Source organism: Vogesella lacus, from assembly GCF_979366295.1.
In genome coordinates, this window is sequence record NZ_CEETQT010000012.1 from 45,760 (window position 1) to 63,254 (window position 17,495).

Below are 17,495 nucleotides of genomic sequence, written 5' to 3' on the forward strand. Positions count from 1 at the left end.
CTTACTTCAGCTGTACACGCGGGTCGATCAGCTTGTACACGATGTCACCCAGCAGGTTGAACACCATGACGCCGAGGGCGATGTAGATGGTAATGGCCTTGATGACCGGGAAATCACTGCGCTCTACCGCCAGAATGATTTCATTACCCATACCCGGGATGCCGAAGAATTTCTCCATCACGATCGCGCCGGTAATCAGGAACGGCAGGCCGGCCATCAGCGCGGTGACCACCGGGATCATCGCGTTGCGCATCACGTGCTTGAGCATGATCTTGGTTTCTGACAGGCCCTTGGCACGCGCGGTACGCACGTAGTCGTGGTTCATCTCGTCAACCAGGCAGCTGCGCATGAAACGCAGGTCCGGCGCCAGGCTCACCATCACGCCCAAGAGGATAGGCAGTGGCAGGAAGACGGTCAGGTTGGTCCAGAAGTTGTCGCTCCAGCCGAAGATCGGGAACAGCTGCAGTTTGTGCGCCAGGAAGAACTGGCCAAAGATGATGTAGATCAGCGAGCTGATCGACATGGCGACGGTACAGATCATGGTCACGCTGCGGTCAAGCATGCTGCCACGATAGTAAGCCACCACGGAGGCAATCAGCACGGCCAGGGTGGTGCCGATCAGCATGATGGAGCCGGACAGCATGACCGACGGCATCACGCGGGTAGCCAGCAGCTGCGACACCGGCTGCTGGGTAGCCCAGGAGGTGCCGAAGTCCAGCGACAGGACCTGCTGGACGAAGAGCAGGAACTGCATGTAAAGCGGTTGATCCAGACCCAGCTGGGCACGGATATTGGCCAGGGTTTCTTCACTGAAACTCTTGCCGGCCAGGATATAGGACGGGTCGCCACCCACCCCGTTGAACAGGATGAACAGCAGCAGCATGACGCCGAACAGGGTCGGGATCATCTGCAACACGCGACGGATGATGTAAGAGAGCATTGTTATCCCCGAAAAACGTAACAGCCAGCCCGGGGCTGGGCTGGCTTAAGAAGGCACAGATTATCTATGCTGCATTACTTCTTTGTAATTTCTACAAAGCGGAATGGCGCACGGATGAACGGGTGCTGACCGAAGTCCTTCACGTAACCGTGAGTCAGGACGGTGTTCATGCGGTAGTCACCCAGTACCCATGGCTGCTGTGCAACAGCAATCTGGTTCATGCGGTCGTACAGCTTGTTGCGAGCAGCGCCGTTAGGCAGCAGCTTGGACTGGTTGTACAGATTGTCGTACTCGGCGTTCTTGAAGCGCGCGTGGTTGGAGTCACCGATGTTCTTGCTATGCAGCAGCTGCATGAAGTAAGTGCCATCGTTGAAGGTTGCGCCCCAGCCCAGGCCCCACATCTGCAGTTTGCCGGCGCGAGCTTCTTTAACCAGCTCGTTCCACTGTGCGGACTTGAACTTCAGCTTGATCTTCAGCGCGTCGAAGGACTCTTGCCAGTATTCATCCAGCTGCTTGCTCAGGCCGGACGGTACGCTGCCCAGCTCGACCACCAGCGGCTTGCCATCCGGCAGGGTACGGAAGCCGTCGGCACCGATCTTGTAGCCGAACTTGTCCAGCAGGGCGTTGGCCGCAGCGCGGTCAAAGCGAGCCTGACCCTTGAACTGCGGGTTATGGCCGGAGATGCCTTCCGGAATGATGTATTGCATCGGTACGCGCTGACCGGCGTATACCTTGGCAATCACTTCACCACGCGGGTAGGACATGGCGATGGCACGACGCAGCGCGATTTTCTCGTTGCTGTAGCCACCGACAACCGGATCATCCATGTTGAAGAAGTTGTAGGTGATCGACAGGTCGCGGGCACGGTTCAGCTTGATACCTTGCTGGCTGTACTTGGCTGCCAGGCTGACCTTCAGCGGGTTGGCCGGGTCGATAACCAGCGCTTCTTTCAGCGCGGTCTGTGGCAGCTGTACGTAGTCCAGCTGCTTGTTGACGAAGGCCAACCAGCGTGGCTGTTCTTCGGTCAGGATCGAAACTTCAACGCGACCGGCCTTCGGCAGTTTCTTGCCGTTGTGCATCACGGTGCGGAAGTTAGGGTTGGCTTCCAGAACGATCTTGTTACCAGGACGCCATTCTTTCAGAGCGTACGGGCCAGTACCGACCGGCTTGGCATTGGTGTTGTTGGTGGACTCGATCACTTCACGTGCCACGGCACCGAAGTTGTTCATTGCCAGGATAGGCAGGAAGTTAGGATCGGCGTCTGCCAGGGTGATCTGCAGCGTGTACTTGTCCAGCGCCTTGATGCCTTCCAGCGGGGTGTCGTAGTTCAGCTTGCCCTTGCCGGCAGCAGCAACCAGCTCCTTGGCACCGGCGAACTTGCCGTCGATCAGGGTAGTGATCTGCGAGGCAACGGTCGGGTCCAGATGACGCTTGATCGAGTACACGTAGTCTTCAGCGGTCAGCTCGCGCTTCTTGCCGCCAAAGGCTGCGTCCGGGGAGAAGAAAATGCCCGGCTTGATCTTGAAAGTGTAAACCTTGCCGTCGGCCGAAATGGTCGGCATGGCGGTCAGGGTGTTAGGTATCAGCTTGACCGGACGCGCGGTGTAATCGTAGGTCACCAGGGTATCGAAAATGTTTTCGATGATGGAGCTGGAGTACAGGTCGTTGGTCTTGGCCGGGTCGAAACCGGTTTCCGGAGCAGGGAACGCTACGCGAAGCGTCTTGCTCATGTCTGTTGCGTGTGCGTGGCCAGCCAGTGTGAGGGCAGCAAGAGTGGCAAGCAGAATCTGTTTCTTGATCATAATTTTGCCTGTTATATATATTGTTTAAATGTTGGATGAATGTGCCGACTTGTGTCGACCCTCTGGCGATATCTTTCGCCTTTTTTTAAGATTGCGGATATTTACTTGCGTTCCGCTGAAGGTCAACTTTTTTTTAATAGTTTTTTTGCATTTCATTATTTCCGAGACATTGAAATATACTGCCAACTATATTGTTTAGGCATTTCTGGATGCCGATGGCTTTGCCGGTTGGTCGAGTATCGATAGAAGTCGTTGCCGGCGATGCTGGCGGCGTTTTTGAGCGGAAAAGTCAGGCGGACGAGAACGGATGTCCGGAGGCGACAGCGTTGCCTTTTCGCGACGCTGCCGGGGGATGGCGTTTCGATAACAAAATGGCCGCGAGCGCGGCCATTGGGGTTTAGTGCTGCAGCCAGTCTCGCGGCGGCAGGAAATCACGATAAAGCGCGGCTTCGGCACTGTCGGCTTCAGGCTCGTAGCCGTACTCCCAGCGCACCAGCGGCGGCATCGACATCAGGATGGATTCGGTACGGCCGCCCGTCTGTAGACCGAACAGCGTGCCGCGGTCCCACACCAGATTGAATTCGACATAGCGGCCACGGCGATACAGCTGGAACTGGCGTTCGCGCTCGCCCCAGACAGTGGCTTTGCGGCGCTCGACGATAGGCAGGTAGGCATCGGTAAAACCGTTGCCCACGGCCTGCATGAAGGCAAAGCTGGTGGCGAAATCCGGGGCGTTCAGGTCGTCAAAGAACAGGCCGCCGACCCCGCGCGCTTCATTGCGATGCTTGAGATAGAAGTACTCGTCGCACCACTTTTTGTATTTCGGGTAAACCGCTTCGCCAAACGGCTGGCACAAGTCTCGCGCCACGCGGTGCCAGTGAACTACGTCTTCGGTATTGCCGTAGTAAGGCGTCAGGTCAAAGCCGCCGCCAAACCACCAGACCGGCGCTTCGCCTTCTTTTTCGGCAATGAAAAAGCGCACATTGGCATGGCTGGTCGGGATGTAGGGGTTTTCCGGGTGGATCACCAGCGAGACGCCCATGGCCTCGAAGCTGCGGCCAACCAGCTCGGGGCGATGCGCCGTAGCCGAGGCCGGCAGCGAGTCGCCGCGCACATGCGAAAAATTGACGCCAGCCTGCTCGAATACCTTGCCGGCACTCAATACCCGGCTGATGCCGCCACCCTTGTCTTCGCCACGCTGCCAGGCATCCTCGACAAAACGGGCGCTGCCATCAGCCTGTTCCAGCGCCTGGCAGATGCGGTCTTGCAGCGCCAGCAAAAAGGCTTTGACTTCATTGGCGTGAGGGTGGCTCATGGTGGTGTCCTGTGTGGTGGGCGGGGTGGGCATTGTAGCAATTTTGTTTTGCCGACGGCGTGTGCTGCGCGGGCAAACAAAACGGCAGCCTTAGTGGCTGCCGTTTTGTGCGATGAGTACGCGGCTCAGTAATGATAGCTGAAGCCGGCACCCAGGCGGCGCAGCTGCTGGGTATCGGCAGGCAGGGCTCCGTTGGCGTCGTACTTGAGCTTGCCGGTCTGGCTGAGCTCGAGGAAGGCGCGCAGATTGTCATCCAGCTTCAGCTCGGCCCCGATACCGAATACCGGCACCAGCTTGTTGGCCTTCTGTACCAGCACTTCTTCCGGCAAGACGGCCGAGCGGAAGGTCTGGCGACCAGCCAGTCGCGCAACACCGGCCTTGCCGTAAACGCTCAGCTTGTCATTGATCGGCAGCTGCGCCTTGGCACTGATGCTGAAGGATTTGACGTGGGCTTCGAGCTTGTCATCCGGGCTGCCGGGGCGATCGTAATTGCGTGTGCCCTTGCCGCTGTCGGCGTATTCAAGCTCCCAGGCGAGGTTGGGGCTGCTGTAATAACCGGCCTTGACGCTGTAGCCGGTATCACGCTTGTCTTCACCCTTGCTCGGGTAGCTGCTGTCACCCAGTTTCAGGCCATGCTGCACCACATCCAGGCTGGCACCCAGATATTCGTCGCTGCTGCCATTGGCCAGCGCCACGCTGCTGGCCAGCAACAGGCCACTGATCAGGACTCGTTTCATTTGTGCTAACTCCCAAGCTTTATGCGAATCGGTTTTCATTGCGAGGGAATGTAACACGCATGGCTTAAATCCAGAAGTCATGACGGCTGCGATGCTTTTGCAGCAGACGGCCGAACACGCCCGGGTCCTTGGTGAAGGTCAGCTCGCCACTGGCCGGCTGATGCAGATCCAGCAGGCGCGACACCCAGAAACGCAAGGCACCGGCCCGCAACATCAGCGGCCAGGCGGCAATCTCGCCATCGGACAGCGGCCGGACATGCTGATAGCCGGCGAGGAAAGCCCGTGCCAGATCGGCATCGATATCGTCGTCAGCCGTGCGCGCCCAGTCATTGACCGCAATCGCCACGTCGTACAGCAGCACGTCGTTGCAGGCGTAGTAGAAGTCGATGAAGCCGGCAATCGCATCGCCCTTCAACAACACATTGTCGCGGAACAGATCGGCATGAATCACGCCATGCGGCAGGTGGTCGAAGCGGTGACTGTCCTGGAAGGCTACTTCCTCGCGCAGGCTGGCGGCCTCGGCGGCATCCAGCTTGTCGTAAAGGTTGGCCGCAGTGCGACTCCACCAGGCCGGGCCACGCGGATTGTCCATGCGGCGGGCAAAGGTGCTGCCTGCCTTGTGCATTTGCGCCAGCATCTCGCCGACGGCCTGGCATTGCGCGGCGTTCGGCGTCGCCGTATCGGCACCATCCAGACAGCTGACGAGGCAGGCCGGCTTGCCGGCCAGCAGCGAGGCAAAGCTGTCGGTGTTGTCGGCGATCGGGGATGGGCAAGCCACACCATGACGCGCCAGATGGCTCTTGAGCTCGAGGAAATACGGCAGCTCTTCCAGCTGCAGCACTTCAAACAAGGTCAGCACATAGCGGCCGTGAGTGGTGGTGACAAAGTAATTGGTATTGGTAATGCCGGCAGCGATGCCTTTGAGCTCGACCAGATCACCGAGTGCATAACGCTGCAGCCAGGCCGACAAATCTGCCTGACTGACGGAGGTATAAACCGACATGCCTGCTCCTAGAACTTCAGCAACACCCACTGCGGCACCACGAGGCGCTGCGCGGGGTCGATACGTTGCATCTGGCCATTGCCTTCCTTGTCCATCAGGTAGTAGGCAGGGGCGTTCTTTGGCGTCACTTTCAGCATGTAGACACGGCCGTTGAGGCGGTATTCTTCCACGGTGTTGTCGCCATCCCGGGTAATGCGCACTTCCGGTTCCGGCAGGCCCTGATCGGCGATGGTCGGCGGAGGCGGCAAGACGGTGGCAGGGGTTTCTGCCAGCGCAGGAAGAGACAGGCAGGCCAACAGGGCCAGGGTCAGGCGATACATTGATTGTCCTTGTGCGGGGCAGCCTGGCGGCTGCCCGTAGGGGTTTACAGGTTCAGCAATTGCTCGCGCTCTTCGGGCAGGACTTCAAAACCGCGGGTCTCGTAGAAGCGGAAGATGGTCTCGACAATATCCTGAGGGTCATCAATGACTTGCAGAAGATCCATATCGGCCGGATTGATCATGCCTTCGCCGGCCAGCCTGTCGCGCACCCAGTCCAGCAAACCGCCCCAAAAGTGGCTGCCGCACAGGATGATAGGCATCTTGCGGCTCTTGCCGGTCTGGATCAGGGTGAGCGCCTCGAACATTTCGTCCAGTGTACCAAAGCCGCCGGGCATCACGACATAGGCCAGTGCATGCTTGACGAACATCACCTTGCGGCTGAAGAAATGGTCGAACTTGATGCTCAGATCCTGATACTCGTTGGGCTTTTGCTCGTGCGGCAATACAATGTTCAGCCCGACAGACGGGCTCTTGCCATAAAACGCGCCCTTGTTGGCCGCTTCCATGATGCCGGGGCCACCGCCCGAAATCACCGCAAAGCCGGCATCGGACAGCAGGCGGGCGACGTCTTCGGTGAGCTTATAATACGGATGGTCGCGCGGCGTGCGCGCACTGCCAAAGATACTGACGGCCGGGCTGATGTTTTGCAGCTCCTCGGCCGATTCGACGAATTCCGACAGAATTTTCATCACATGCCAGGCTTCGCGCGAGCGGAAACGCTGCATGCTGGCGTAGCGGTCACTGCTTGGTGGTAATTTATCGGACAAGCCCATCTCTGCCCCCTTTTTATCGAAAAATGAAAACCCTGTTACTGATCGATGGTTCTTCTTATCTGTATCGCGCCTTTCACGCGATGCCCGACTTGCGCTCGCCGACCGGAGAGCCGACCGGCGCCATTTACGGCATGGTGAACATGCTGGCCCGTCTGGAGAAAGAAGTCCAGTTCGATTATAGCGCCTGCATATTCGACGCGAAGGGCAAGACTTTCCGCGATGACCTGTACCCCGAGTACAAGGCCAACCGCCCGTCGATGCCGGCCGAGTTGGCCGCACAGATTGCCACCGTGCACGACGTGGTGCGCGCCAGCGGCTGGCCGCTGTTGATGGTGGAAGGCGTCGAGGCCGATGACGTGATCGGCACGCTGGCACGTCAGGCGGCGGAGGCGGGCATGAAGGTCATCATCTCCACCGGCGACAAGGACATGGCGCAACTGGTGACGCCCGATGTCACGCTGGTCAACACCATGACCAACGAGCTGCTCGACATCCCCGGTGTGAAAGAGAAATTCGGCGTGCCGCCGGAATTGATCATCGACTACCTGACGCTGATCGGCGACAAGGTGGACAACGTGCCCGGCGTGGACAAATGCGGCCCGAAAACCGCGGTCAAATGGCTGGAGCAATACGGCTCGCTGGCGGCCATCATCGAGCAGGCTGACAGCGTTGGCGGCAAAGTGGGCGAGAATCTGCGCGCGGTGCTCGACTGGCTGCCTAAGGGCCGCGAGCTGATTACCATCAAGTGCGATGTCGAGCTGTACCACGAGCTGCCGCAAGGGCTGGACAGCCTGCGCCACGGCAGCAAGCAATACGCGCAGCTGGCGGTGCTGTTCCGCGACTGCGGCTTCCGCACCTTCTTGCGCGAAGTGACCGACAAACTGGATGGCGCTGCGGCCAACCTTGCGCCTGCCAATAATCAGCCTGCCATGCATACCAGCGGCGACCTGTTTGGCGACATGGACAGCGCCTCGGCCGACGCGGCGGGGCTGGCCAGCTCGGTGGTCGAAACGCCCGCACCGGTCGCCGTCGAGCGCCGTTACGAAACCATCCTGACCGACGCGCAACTGGCCGACTGGCTGCAAAGGTTGGCCGCAGCCGATGTCGTGTCGGTGGATACCGAAACCACCAGCCTCGACCCGATGCAGGCACGCATTGTCGGCCTGAGCTTCGCTACCGAGCCGGGCGTGGCCGCTTATCTGCCGCTCGCCCATCGCGGGCCGGACGCACCGGAACAATTGCCCTACGATGCCACCTTGGCCGCACTCAAGCCGTGGCTGGAAGACGCCAGCGCGAAGAAGCTCGGCCAGAACCTCAAATACGACCGCCACGTGCTGGCCAATCACGGCATCACCCTGCGCGGGGTGGTCGATGACACGCTGCTGGCGTCCTATGTGGTGGAAAGCCATATGAAGCACGGCATGGACGATATGGCGCGCCGCCATCTGAACGAAGCCACCGTCAGCTACGAAGACATCTGCGGCAAGGGCGCGAAGCAGATCGGCTTTGACGAAGTGGCCGTTGAGGTTGCGGCCAACTATGCGGCCGAAGATGCTGACATCACGCTGCGCCTCGCGCAGTTTTTCGCGCCGCAACTGACCGATGGCCTGGCGCATGTGTATCGCGATATCGAGCTGCCGGTGGCTGAGGTGCTGTTCGCCATGGAGCGTAATGGCGTGCTGATCGACCGCGACAGCTTGGCCGCACAAAGCCACGAGCTGGGCAGCCAGATGCTGGCGCTGGAGCAGCAGGCTTATGAGCTGGCCGGTCAGCCGTTCAACCTCAATTCGCCCAAACAGTTGCAGGAAATCCTGTTCGGCAAGCTCGGCATCCCGACCAAGGGCGTGAAGAAGACCGCCTCCGGTGGCTTCTCCACCGACGAAGAAGTGCTGGAAAAACTGGCGCTGGATTACCCGCTGCCCAAGCTGATCCTGCAATACCGTGGCCTTGCCAAACTCAAGTCCACCTACACCGACAAGCTGCCGACGCTGATTAATCCACAGACCGGCCGCGTACACACGAATTATGCACAGGCTGTGGCGATTACCGGCCGCCTGGCGAGTAATGATCCGAACCTGCAAAACATTCCGGTGCGCACCGCCGAAGGTCGCCGCGTGCGCGAAGCCTTTGTCGCGCCAGCCGGTTTTGTGATCATGAGCGCCGACTACTCGCAGATCGAGCTGCGCATCATGGCGCACCTGTCGGCCGACGAGAACATGCTGGCCGCCTTTGCCAGCGGCGAAGATATCCACAAGGCCACCGCCGCCGAGGTGTTTGCCACGCCACTGGCCGAGGTGTCCGGCGAGCAGCGCCGCGCCGCCAAGGCTATCAACTTCGGCCTGATCTACGGCATGGGCAAATACGGCCTCGCCTCGCAGCTGGGCATCAGCAACGACGCCGCGCAGCTTTATATCGACAGCTACTTCCGCAAATATCCGGGCGTGGCCGACTACATGCAGCGCACGCGCGCGCAGGCGGCGGATCTCGGTTATGTCGAGACAGTCTTTGGCCGTCGCCTCTACCTGCCGCAAATCCGCGCCGGTAATCAGGCGCTGCGGGCCGGTGCCGAACGCGCCGCGATTAACGCGCCGATGCAGGGCACAGCCGCCGACCTGATCAAACTCGCCATGCTGGCGGTGCAGGATTGGCTGCTGGCCGAAAAACTGCAAAGCCGCCTCGTGATGCAGGTACACGATGAACTGGTGCTGGAAGTCGCCGACAGCGAGCTTGAGCTGGTGCGCGAAAAACTGCCGCAACTGATGGCTGGCGTGGCCGAGCTGAAAGTACCGCTCTTGGCGGAAGTCGGCGTCGGTGACAGCTGGGAGGCCGCGCACTGAGGCGGGTTTGAATGGCTTGCGGCCAACCTTGGCAGCATTGCCCGAGTTTGATGCCGCAAAGACAAGGCCGCCCGTGGGCGGCCTTGTCTTTGGCATGGCGGCTTGCTAGCGTGGCGGTTCATTTCACCTGAAAGTCATTCATGAGCGATATCCGTCTGGTCATACCCGAGCTGGCCGATGCCCCGGTTTTGCTGGCCTTCGAGTGGGATAACCGCGCCTTCTTCGAGGCCATCATCAATGCGCGCGATCCGGCATATTACGCGCAGGCGGCGGTCGAAGCCGATATCGTGGCGGCGCAGCAGGAACACGCCAGCGGCAAGGCTTTTCGTTATCTGATCAAGCGCGGCGATGACATTGTTGGCCGCATCAATCTGACCCAGATCGAACGTGCCTATTACAACCGTGCCCAGCTTGGTTACCGGCTGGCCGAGGCGGAAAACGGCAAGGGTTATGGCAAGGCGGCGATTGCGCAGCTCTTGCAAAAGGCGTTTCACGAACATGGGCTGTACCGCGTCGAGGCGCATGTCGGCTGGCACAATCCGGCCTCGCGCGCGGTGCTGGAGCGCAATGGTTTTGCGCTGTTTGGCGAGACGCCGCAGGCTTTTTGCCTGCAAGGCCAGTGGCAGGGGCAGTGGCATCTGCACTGCTGCTCGCCACTGGGGCCGAGTTTGCGCGGCTGATCAGCCCAGTGGTCGCTGGCAGATCAGCCAGCCGGCGAGGATGGCAAAGGCCAGCAGGCCGCCGGTGCAGGCCGGCAAGCGTTGCGGCCAACCTTGACCGCTGCCGGGTGTGCTGGCCTGCAGCAAGACGCTGGCCATGCCGCTCATGATGAAGACGCAGGCCAGACACAACACCAGCGTGGCCGGATGGCGGCTGGCCAGGAGCGTGAAGCCGGCCACCATGCTCAGGCAGGCAATGGCCTGGATGCGTGGCGGGATGCAGCGTGTGGCCTGCCAGCGCCGCAGCGGCGCACCCAGCCAACGGTGTTGCAGCAGGGCATTGGCCAGCCGTGGCGAGCCGCGACTGAAGCAGGCCAGCGCCAGCAGCAAAAACACCGTGGTCGGCATCACCGGCAGCAGCATGCCGATGATGCCCAGCCCGCAAAACAGGCCGCCGGCCAGCTGGTAGAGATAGCGACTGGCGCGGCTGCGCATCAGCCGTAGACCTTGTCCAGATGGCCGTTCATCAGCGCGAAGCCGGCCTTGGCACCGGCAACCACGCGCGCTTCTTCTGCATCGCTGAAGGTCTGGCCATCGAGAATGGCGACAAACTCGCGCCAGTGACGCGCGCGGCCGTCAGGGTGGGCGGCCAGATGGCGCGCACCGTTTTCGGCGCTCAGGCCGAGCTTTTCGGTCATCTTCAGCAGGATGGCGGCACCAAGCTTGGAGCCTTCCACCACATACAGCCAGCCCAGCGCGGTCGGCAGGTCAAAGCTGGCACCATCCAGACGGCGCTCGGCCAGGGTCGGCAGCGGCTGGCCCAGATCGGCGAGGTCAGTAGCGATGCGGTCGTAGCGGCGGCGCTCGTCCAGATCAGACAGGATATCGGCCAGCTGCGGGTTGTCGTACAGCGCTTCCATATCACGCAGGAACAGGAACTGCGCCTGCAGATAGCGCGCGTAGTTCTGCTGATTGGCGAAGGGCTGATAGGCCATGATGCGCTGGTCCAGCAGCTCGTGGGTGTCGTGGGTCAGCGCTTTCAGTGCCTTGCTGCGCGACAGGGGCAGGTTTTCGATAGCAGTCATGGGGTCTTCCTTGGTTTTTATCGGATAGGGTGTCTGGCTTGCGGCCAACCTTGGGCAAGGTTGGCCGCAAGCGTGTTGGCGGGTTTAGAACTTCCCTTCAAAGCCCAGGCGGATGGTGCGACCCGGCAGCGGCATGCTGGCCAGCTGGCCCGGGTCGATGGCGTAGCGGTTGCGGATGTTGTCGATGTTCAGCGTGGCCAGCAGGTGTTTGCCGAGCTTGTATTCGGCAAACACATCGACCAGACGGGTGGCAGGAATGTCGACGATAGGGCTGGCACCGGTGCCCTCCAGCCAGTCACGCGGATTCTCCTTGCCGCTGTGATAGCGCAGGCGACTGCCGAATCTCAGCCCGCTTTGCGGGAGGTTCAGGCCGGCGGTGACGACAAATTTGCGCTGGGGCTGGATGCGCGACGGAATCAGGCTCCAGGCAAAACCCATGGCATTGCAGTCGCTGACATGGGCTTTCTGCTTGTCCTTGTTCCACGGGCGGGCATTGTGGCTGTCGATATCGCGGTTGACCTTGGCGGCCTCGGCTTGCGAGCAGACCTCGGGCTTGCGGTACAGCACGGCCTGGGCGTCGGCAAAGAACACGCCTTGCTTGAAGCTGGCGTTCAGCTCGAAGCCACGATTGCGGAACAGCTCGTAATTGCTGTGGCCCAGCACCCAGTTGTCGGCATCAAGCAAGGCCTGGGTGATATAGCCATGGGCGCGATTGTCGAAATAGCTGGCAGCCAGCTGCAGGCTGTTTTCCTGTCCGAGCAGACTGCGACTCTGCCAGCTCAGCCCGATTTCGCTACCGTTGACCCGTTCTGCCGCCAGCGGAAAGCGCGGGTCGTACTGGTACATCTCGGTCGAGGTGCTGCCTTCGTGCAAGCTGGGGTTGCGATGGGCGCGGCTGGCCGACAGATGCCAGCTCAGGCCGTGAGCCAGATTCCCGCTGATACGGCTGTGCCAGTCGAGCTTGGGCTGAAACTTCAGCGTGCGCTGGCCAACCTGGTCGTCAATGCTGGCCTGATGCAGACTGAGGCCGCCTTCGAGCTTGAACGGTTGGCCCTGCCATTGCAGATTGGCAAACAGGTTTTGTTCCTGACGGCTGGCATGGCGGGCGGCGGGCTTGTTACCCCAGCCGGCCTTGCTGTCGGGGCGCATGAATTCCTGCTGGCTGGCAAAGCCGGCAGTCAGCAGAAAGGGGCCGTGTTCGGCCTGATTCATCAGGTTGAAGCCATGGCGGCGATGGCTGTAGTGATGCAGGTATTGGTCGCCATCTTTCGGATTGCTGACTGCCGACACCAGGCCGTTGCGCTGTTGCAGCTTGCCATTGCTGGCCCACAGACCGGCGCTGAGATTCAGCAGCGGATTGTCGGCATCGGTCAGCGTGTAGTGGGCGCTGAGTGTCTCGACATCGGCCCGGCCCAGCCCCCATTGCGGCATGGCTTGCTGACCGGCTGGCAGCGGTTTGAAATCCTTGTCGTTGTCATTGGCGTACCAGTAGGCGGACAGGACCTCGCCGGCCTGCTGGCGGTGCTGGCGGTAGGTGAGTTTCAGTTGCTGTTCGCTGTCGGGGCGCAGGCTGAGTTTGGCCAGCAGCGAGTCGCTGTCACCGCTGGTGTTGACGACTTCCATGCCGGGCTTGACCGGTGGTTGCTCCCACGACTTTTTGCCTGCCGTGTAGTCTTCATAGCCCTTGGTGCCTGCAAAGTAATTACCCTGGCGGCGCTTGCTGTAGGCCAGCACGGCTTCGAGCTTGTCGTGGCGCAGCGCGGTGGCCAGCGTCAGCGAGCCATTGTGAAAATGATCGGCATCGGACTTGTTCTTGACGATGTAGTAGGACTGATCGCGGGCATCGGCCGGCACATCGGGTGTCTGGTTATTGTTTTGCAGGCTGCCTTTCACCAGCAGGCCGACTTTCTCGCCTTCTTTCAGGATGTCGTGGCTTTCCAGTGTCTGGATCTTGACCAGACCGCCAACCGCACCGGCAGAAAACGCGCCCTGGCTGGCACCGATATTGACGCTGGCACTGCTGATCAGATCGCTGTCGATATAGGTGCGATCCGCGGTGCCCATATAGCCGCGGCCGGTATGGGTGGATTGCAGCGCGCCATCGATGATGACCGGCACGCGGCCTTCACCCTGCATATTGCGGATGCCGACATCGAGGGCGCCAGCTTCGTTGCGGATATTGTTGACCTGGATTTGCGGCTGGCCGGCAAAGATGTCGGCATTGCTGGTGCCGCGCGACAGGCGCAGCTCGGCCTTGTCTAGGCGTTTTTCGGCGCCGGCTGTCCGTACCGCTTGCTGGCTGGCGCTGACGGTCAGCGTCGGTAGGGTGGCGCTGCCACCCGGGCTTTTCTGCTCGCTGCTTGCTCTCTGAACGATAATGGCACCGTTAGCCGCCAGCCGGTATTGCAGACCGCTGCCACTCAGCAGTTTTTGCAAGGCAGTATCCAGCGGGTAGCGGCCATGCAGGGCGGGGGCCTGGCGTTGCTGCACCAGGGCGGCATCCAGCAATAGCGGGCGGCCGCTTTCGCGGGCGAGGGCATTCAAGGCCTGACCCAGCGGCTGCGAGGGCAGTGCCAGTACCAGCGTGGCACTTTCGGCGTAGACGAATTGCGGCTGGGCAAAAGCAAGGCTCAAGGCCAGCAGCATGGGCTTCAGGGCAGTCGATGACAGTTGACGGGCAGACAAGTGGCGTGCGGACATTTTTTATCAAAACGAGAATGGTTCGTAACCGTAATTACGTTTGAGCAACGGTAATCCTGATGTCGGGGGTGAAAAAAATTGCGGCCAACCTTTTCAGGGTTGGCCGCAAGAGAGGCGGGGGCTTGCCGGACTTAGCGCGGGGACAAGCGCCATTGCCCCTGTTGTTGCTGTACGCGAACCGGCAGCACTTCGGGCAACAGGGCCAGAAACTGCCGTGGCTGGTCGTGACGGAAACTGCCGGTAATGCGCAGCCCTTGCAGACGGGTATCGCTGAGGCTGACCGGCGCGGCACCGTAGCGCGCAAACTCTGCCAAGGCTTCCGGCAGTGGTGTGTTGTCGAACACCAGCTGCCGGTGTTGCCAGCTGGCGACGCTGTCGGTGGCCAGCTGGCGGGTCGGCAGCCAGTTGTCCTCGCTGATGCGCATGCCTTCACCGGCGGTCAGCAGGCGGGTGTGCTCGGCATTGCTGACGCGTACGAGGCCGTTGGCGACTTCGACACGGATGTCACCGGCGTCATGACGCACGCTGAAACGGGTGCCCAGCACGGTGATGCTTGTGTCGCCGGCACTGACGATGAAGGGGCGCTTGCTGTCCTTGCTGACCTCAAACAGCGCCTGGCCACGGTGCAGCACGACTTCGCGCCTATCGTCGTACAGGCGGATATCGGCTGCGCTGGCCTGATCCAGCAGCACGCTGCTGCCATCGGGCAGGGCCAGGGTCTGCAGGCTGTTGCCGGCTTGCAGGCTTTGCTGGTAGCTGGCCTGCTGCGGCCCGTACTGCCAGAACAGCAACACGCACAGCAGCAGGCTACAGGCGAGGGCCAGCAGCGGGCGGGCAGAGCGATGATGCGGCCGCGCGCGGCGAGTCATGGCCGGCATCGGCCGCGGCTGGCGCAGTTGCTCGAGGCTGAGGGCGGTTTGTTGCATGGCGGCAAAGGCAGCGGCATGGCGCGGGTCTGCGGCCAACCATGTTTGCAAGGCCTGTTGCTGTTCGTGGGGCATGGTTTGCCGGCTTTGCAGCCACCACCAGGCCGCCGCTTCGTCAATGCTGCTGAATGTCGGCTCAGTCATGATCGCCCTCCAGATCATGCAGCGCCTGTTTGCAGGACAGCATGCCGCGAATGATGTGCTTCTCGACCATATTCACCGAAATGCCCATCGCCTCGGCAATCTCTTTCTGGCTTTGTCCTTCAAACTTGAAGCGGGTGAAAGCCTCGCGGCAGCGTGGCGGCAGGGCGTCGATGGCTTGCAGCAGTTCTTGCGCCTGTTGCTGTTGCATCAGCTGCCATTCCGGCTGGTGCTGCTGGCTGGCGGCAGGCAGTTCGTCCGGCAGTGGCAGGCTATCGGCCTGGTTTTGCTGTTTGCGAAAGCGGTCTACCAGCAGATGGCGGGCCGTGAGGAACAGCCGTGCCAGCTGTTGTCTTGGGGGGATGTCATGGCTTTCCTGCGCATACTGCCCGAGCATGCGTGCGTAGCTTTCCTGCACGATGTCGCGCGCCTGATCGCGGCAACCGGTCTTGCGGGCCACGAAGTTGAGCAGGTTTTGGTAGTAACGTTCCAGCACCTTGTGCAATCGCCAAAAAAGCGGCGATTGTACGCTATTGAAATGAGAATGATTCTATTTTTTGAGGGTGCAGCGATTACGACCTTCGTGCTTGGCCTGATACAGCGCATGGTCGGCGTGGCGAATCAGGTCGCCGATATTGCGGTGTTCCCGCAGGTTGGCCGCAACGCCGATACTGACGGTGAAGCGGATTTCTTCTTCGCCCAGCTTGGGCTTGAGCCTGGCGGTGGCCTTGCAGACGCGGTTGGCAACCTGCAGCGCCTCTTCGCCTGGGGTATCCAGCAACAGGGCGGCAAACTCCTCCCCGCCCATGCGGCACAGCAGATCATCGCTGCGTAGCGTGGCGCGCAGACATTCCGCAAAGCTCTGCAAGGCGATGTCGCCGGCTTCGTGTCCGAGGCTGTCATTGATGTTCTTGAAGTGATCAAGATCTATCATCAGCAGGCTGACCGTCTTGCCTTGCAGTCGTGCGTTTTGCCACTGTTCGGCAGCCTGTTCGAGAAAATGACGGCGATTGGGCAAGCCGGTCAGGCTGTCCATCGTTGCCAGCCGAACCAGCTCGGCCGAGCGATGCGTTTGCTGGATGGCAATGGCCAGCAGATGCGCCGTACGCTGCATGATGTGCTGCTCGTGACTGTCTGCCGTCATGCAGATCGGCAGGTAGAGGTCCAGCGTGCCGAGGATGCAGTTGTCGTGATCGCTGATCGGCTGTGACCAGGCAAAAGCGGGCAGATTGTTGTCAGCATGGGCACGGCTTGTCGGCGAGACTAGTCCGGCTGCCGAGGTGTAAATCGGCTGATTGCTGGCCGCCACCTGGGCACAGGGCGGGGAGTCACTGCCCGGAATAATATCCAGCAGATGGGCGTGATAGTTGTCATCAAGGCTGGGCGCTGCCGCCATATGAAGCTTGCCGTCTTCGCCGCTCTGCATCACCACGCAGATGCTGCCGCTGACCTGGCTTTCTATCATCTGGCAGGTCCACAGCATGACTTCCTTTAGCGGGCGGTTATTGGCGATCATTTCCAGCAAGCGGTTTTCGTCGCTTTCCCACATGCGGATGGCGTGAAAGTCGCTGATGTCGCGGTCTATGCTCAGCAGCGAGACAAGTTCGCCATTTTCGAATTCGGGCAGCAGCCGTGATTCGAACACGCGATGCAGTTGCGGCAGGCTCAGTTCAGAGACAAAACGCTGTGCCTGCCGGGTGGCGATGACCTGGGCGGCGTTGTAACGCAGTGCATCGACGATCTGCCACGGCAAGCCGCGCTGTTCCGGGGTTTTGCCCAGATGGCTGGCGTAGTCGTCGCCGGCGTATTTTTGCAGGGTCTGGTTGACGAACTGGCAGCGTAATTCAAGGTCGTAACGGGTGATGATGTCGGGCGAGTTATCAACCAGATTGCGAAACGCCAGTTTGTCCTCGCGCACGCTGATCAGTAGGCTTTCATCCGGCAGCGGCGTCACTTGCCATTCGAGCAGAAACTGCGTGCGAGCCAGCTGGATGCGGGTATGGCGCTTGGCTTCGCAGGCGTGCATGACCTCGGCCGGCAGCGACAGTTGCGCCAGTGTGTCGCCAGCGCAGGGCAGGGCCATGCCGGATAGCGCGAAAGTCGGCGTGACCAGCTCGACGATGCGCTGGCGGTCAAGCAAGAGATAGCCGGCAGGCAGCGCCTGCAGGATGCTTTCGAGTCGCGACGCTTGCACAGGGCCTCCGGGCTTGATGGTGACAGGAAGGTCATCGCCAAGTTCACTATATGCAGTCCGGCA

At 60.7% G+C, this 17,495-nt stretch carries 15 protein-coding genes; 2 read left to right on the forward strand and 13 right to left on the reverse strand.

Translation table 11 applies throughout. The features are described from left to right. Window position 1: 1 nt before the first annotated feature. From ACZ9W6_RS15495 to ACZ9W6_RS15525, 7 genes are all read right to left on the reverse strand, one after another. Window positions 2–940 carry an ABC transporter permease gene (locus ACZ9W6_RS15495; RefSeq protein ID WP_465192078.1) on the reverse strand — a complete coding sequence of 313 codons (939 nt, stop codon included), beginning with the start codon at window positions 938–940 and terminating at the stop codon, window positions 2–4. Window positions 941–1,014: 74 nt separating this feature from the next. Continuing rightward, a complete protein-coding gene (locus ACZ9W6_RS15500) occupies window positions 1,015–2,670 on the reverse strand; it encodes an ABC transporter substrate-binding protein (RefSeq protein WP_465192079.1) in 1,656 nt (551 codons plus the stop codon). A 469-nt stretch (window positions 2,671–3,139) separates the two neighbouring features. Continuing rightward, window positions 3,140–4,057, reverse strand: a complete 918-nt coding sequence (gene hemF, locus ACZ9W6_RS15505) for an oxygen-dependent coproporphyrinogen oxidase (RefSeq protein WP_465192080.1) — start codon at window positions 4,055–4,057, stop codon at window positions 3,140–3,142. Between the two features lie 125 nt (window positions 4,058–4,182). Continuing rightward, window positions 4,183–4,794 (reverse strand): outer membrane beta-barrel protein, encoded by a 612-nt coding sequence (locus ACZ9W6_RS15510; protein ID WP_465192081.1) that lies wholly within the window; start codon window positions 4,792–4,794, stop codon window positions 4,183–4,185. Between the two features lie 64 nt (window positions 4,795–4,858). Continuing rightward, window positions 4,859–5,797 (reverse strand): homoserine kinase, encoded by a 939-nt coding sequence (gene thrB / locus ACZ9W6_RS15515; protein ID WP_465192082.1) that lies wholly within the window; start codon window positions 5,795–5,797, stop codon window positions 4,859–4,861. Window positions 5,798–5,805: 8 nt separating this feature from the next. Continuing rightward, on the reverse strand, window positions 5,806–6,117 hold the full coding sequence (locus ACZ9W6_RS15520; RefSeq protein WP_465192083.1) for a DUF2782 domain-containing protein: 312 nt from the start codon (window positions 6,115–6,117) through the stop codon (window positions 5,806–5,808). Between the two features lie 44 nt (window positions 6,118–6,161). After that, window positions 6,162–6,890, reverse strand: coding sequence for an LOG family protein (locus ACZ9W6_RS15525; RefSeq protein WP_465192084.1), 729 nt, complete (start codon window positions 6,888–6,890; stop codon window positions 6,162–6,164). Window positions 6,891–6,913: 23 nt separating this feature from the next. Between ACZ9W6_RS15525 and polA the strand changes: the two genes are divergently transcribed. Both polA and ACZ9W6_RS15535 read left to right on the forward strand, forming a co-directional pair. Next, complete coding sequence (gene polA / locus ACZ9W6_RS15530) at window positions 6,914–9,727, forward strand: DNA polymerase I (RefSeq protein WP_465192085.1); 2,814 nt, start codon at window positions 6,914–6,916, stop codon at window positions 9,725–9,727. Between the two features lie 140 nt (window positions 9,728–9,867). Continuing rightward, the gene (locus ACZ9W6_RS15535) at window positions 9,868–10,407 is read left to right on the forward strand and encodes a GNAT family N-acetyltransferase (RefSeq protein WP_465192086.1); all 540 of its coding nucleotides are present in this window, start codon (window positions 9,868–9,870) and stop codon (window positions 10,405–10,407) included. On the opposite strand, the gene ACZ9W6_RS15540 is transcribed toward ACZ9W6_RS15535, so the two are convergent. The 6 genes from ACZ9W6_RS15540 to ACZ9W6_RS15565 form a co-directional block, all read right to left on the reverse strand. Further along, window positions 10,408–10,881, reverse strand: a complete 474-nt coding sequence (locus ACZ9W6_RS15540; protein ID WP_465192087.1) for a YbaN family protein — start codon at window positions 10,879–10,881, stop codon at window positions 10,408–10,410. It abuts the gene before it with no gap. Continuing rightward, complete coding sequence (locus ACZ9W6_RS15545) at window positions 10,881–11,471, reverse strand: biliverdin-producing heme oxygenase (protein WP_465192088.1); 591 nt, start codon at window positions 11,469–11,471, stop codon at window positions 10,881–10,883. Before ACZ9W6_RS15545 ends, ACZ9W6_RS15540 begins: the two co-directional genes overlap by 1 nt. A gap of 84 nt (window positions 11,472–11,555) precedes the next feature. Continuing rightward, a complete protein-coding gene (locus ACZ9W6_RS15550; protein WP_465192089.1) occupies window positions 11,556–14,171 on the reverse strand; it encodes a TonB-dependent receptor in 2,616 nt (871 codons plus the stop codon). A 131-nt stretch (window positions 14,172–14,302) separates the two neighbouring features. Next, on the reverse strand, window positions 14,303–15,241 hold the full coding sequence (locus tag ACZ9W6_RS15555; RefSeq protein WP_465192090.1) for a FecR family protein: 939 nt from the start codon (window positions 15,239–15,241) through the stop codon (window positions 14,303–14,305). After that, the gene (locus ACZ9W6_RS15560) at window positions 15,234–15,734 is read right to left on the reverse strand and encodes an RNA polymerase sigma factor (protein WP_465192091.1); all 501 of its coding nucleotides are present in this window, start codon (window positions 15,732–15,734) and stop codon (window positions 15,234–15,236) included. The genes ACZ9W6_RS15555 and ACZ9W6_RS15560 overlap by 8 nt, the downstream gene beginning before the upstream one ends. 54 nt (window positions 15,735–15,788) lie before the next feature. Then, a complete protein-coding gene (locus ACZ9W6_RS15565; protein WP_465192092.1) occupies window positions 15,789–17,432 on the reverse strand; it encodes a bifunctional diguanylate cyclase/phosphodiesterase in 1,644 nt (547 codons plus the stop codon). Window positions 17,433–17,495: the final 63 nt, after the last annotated feature.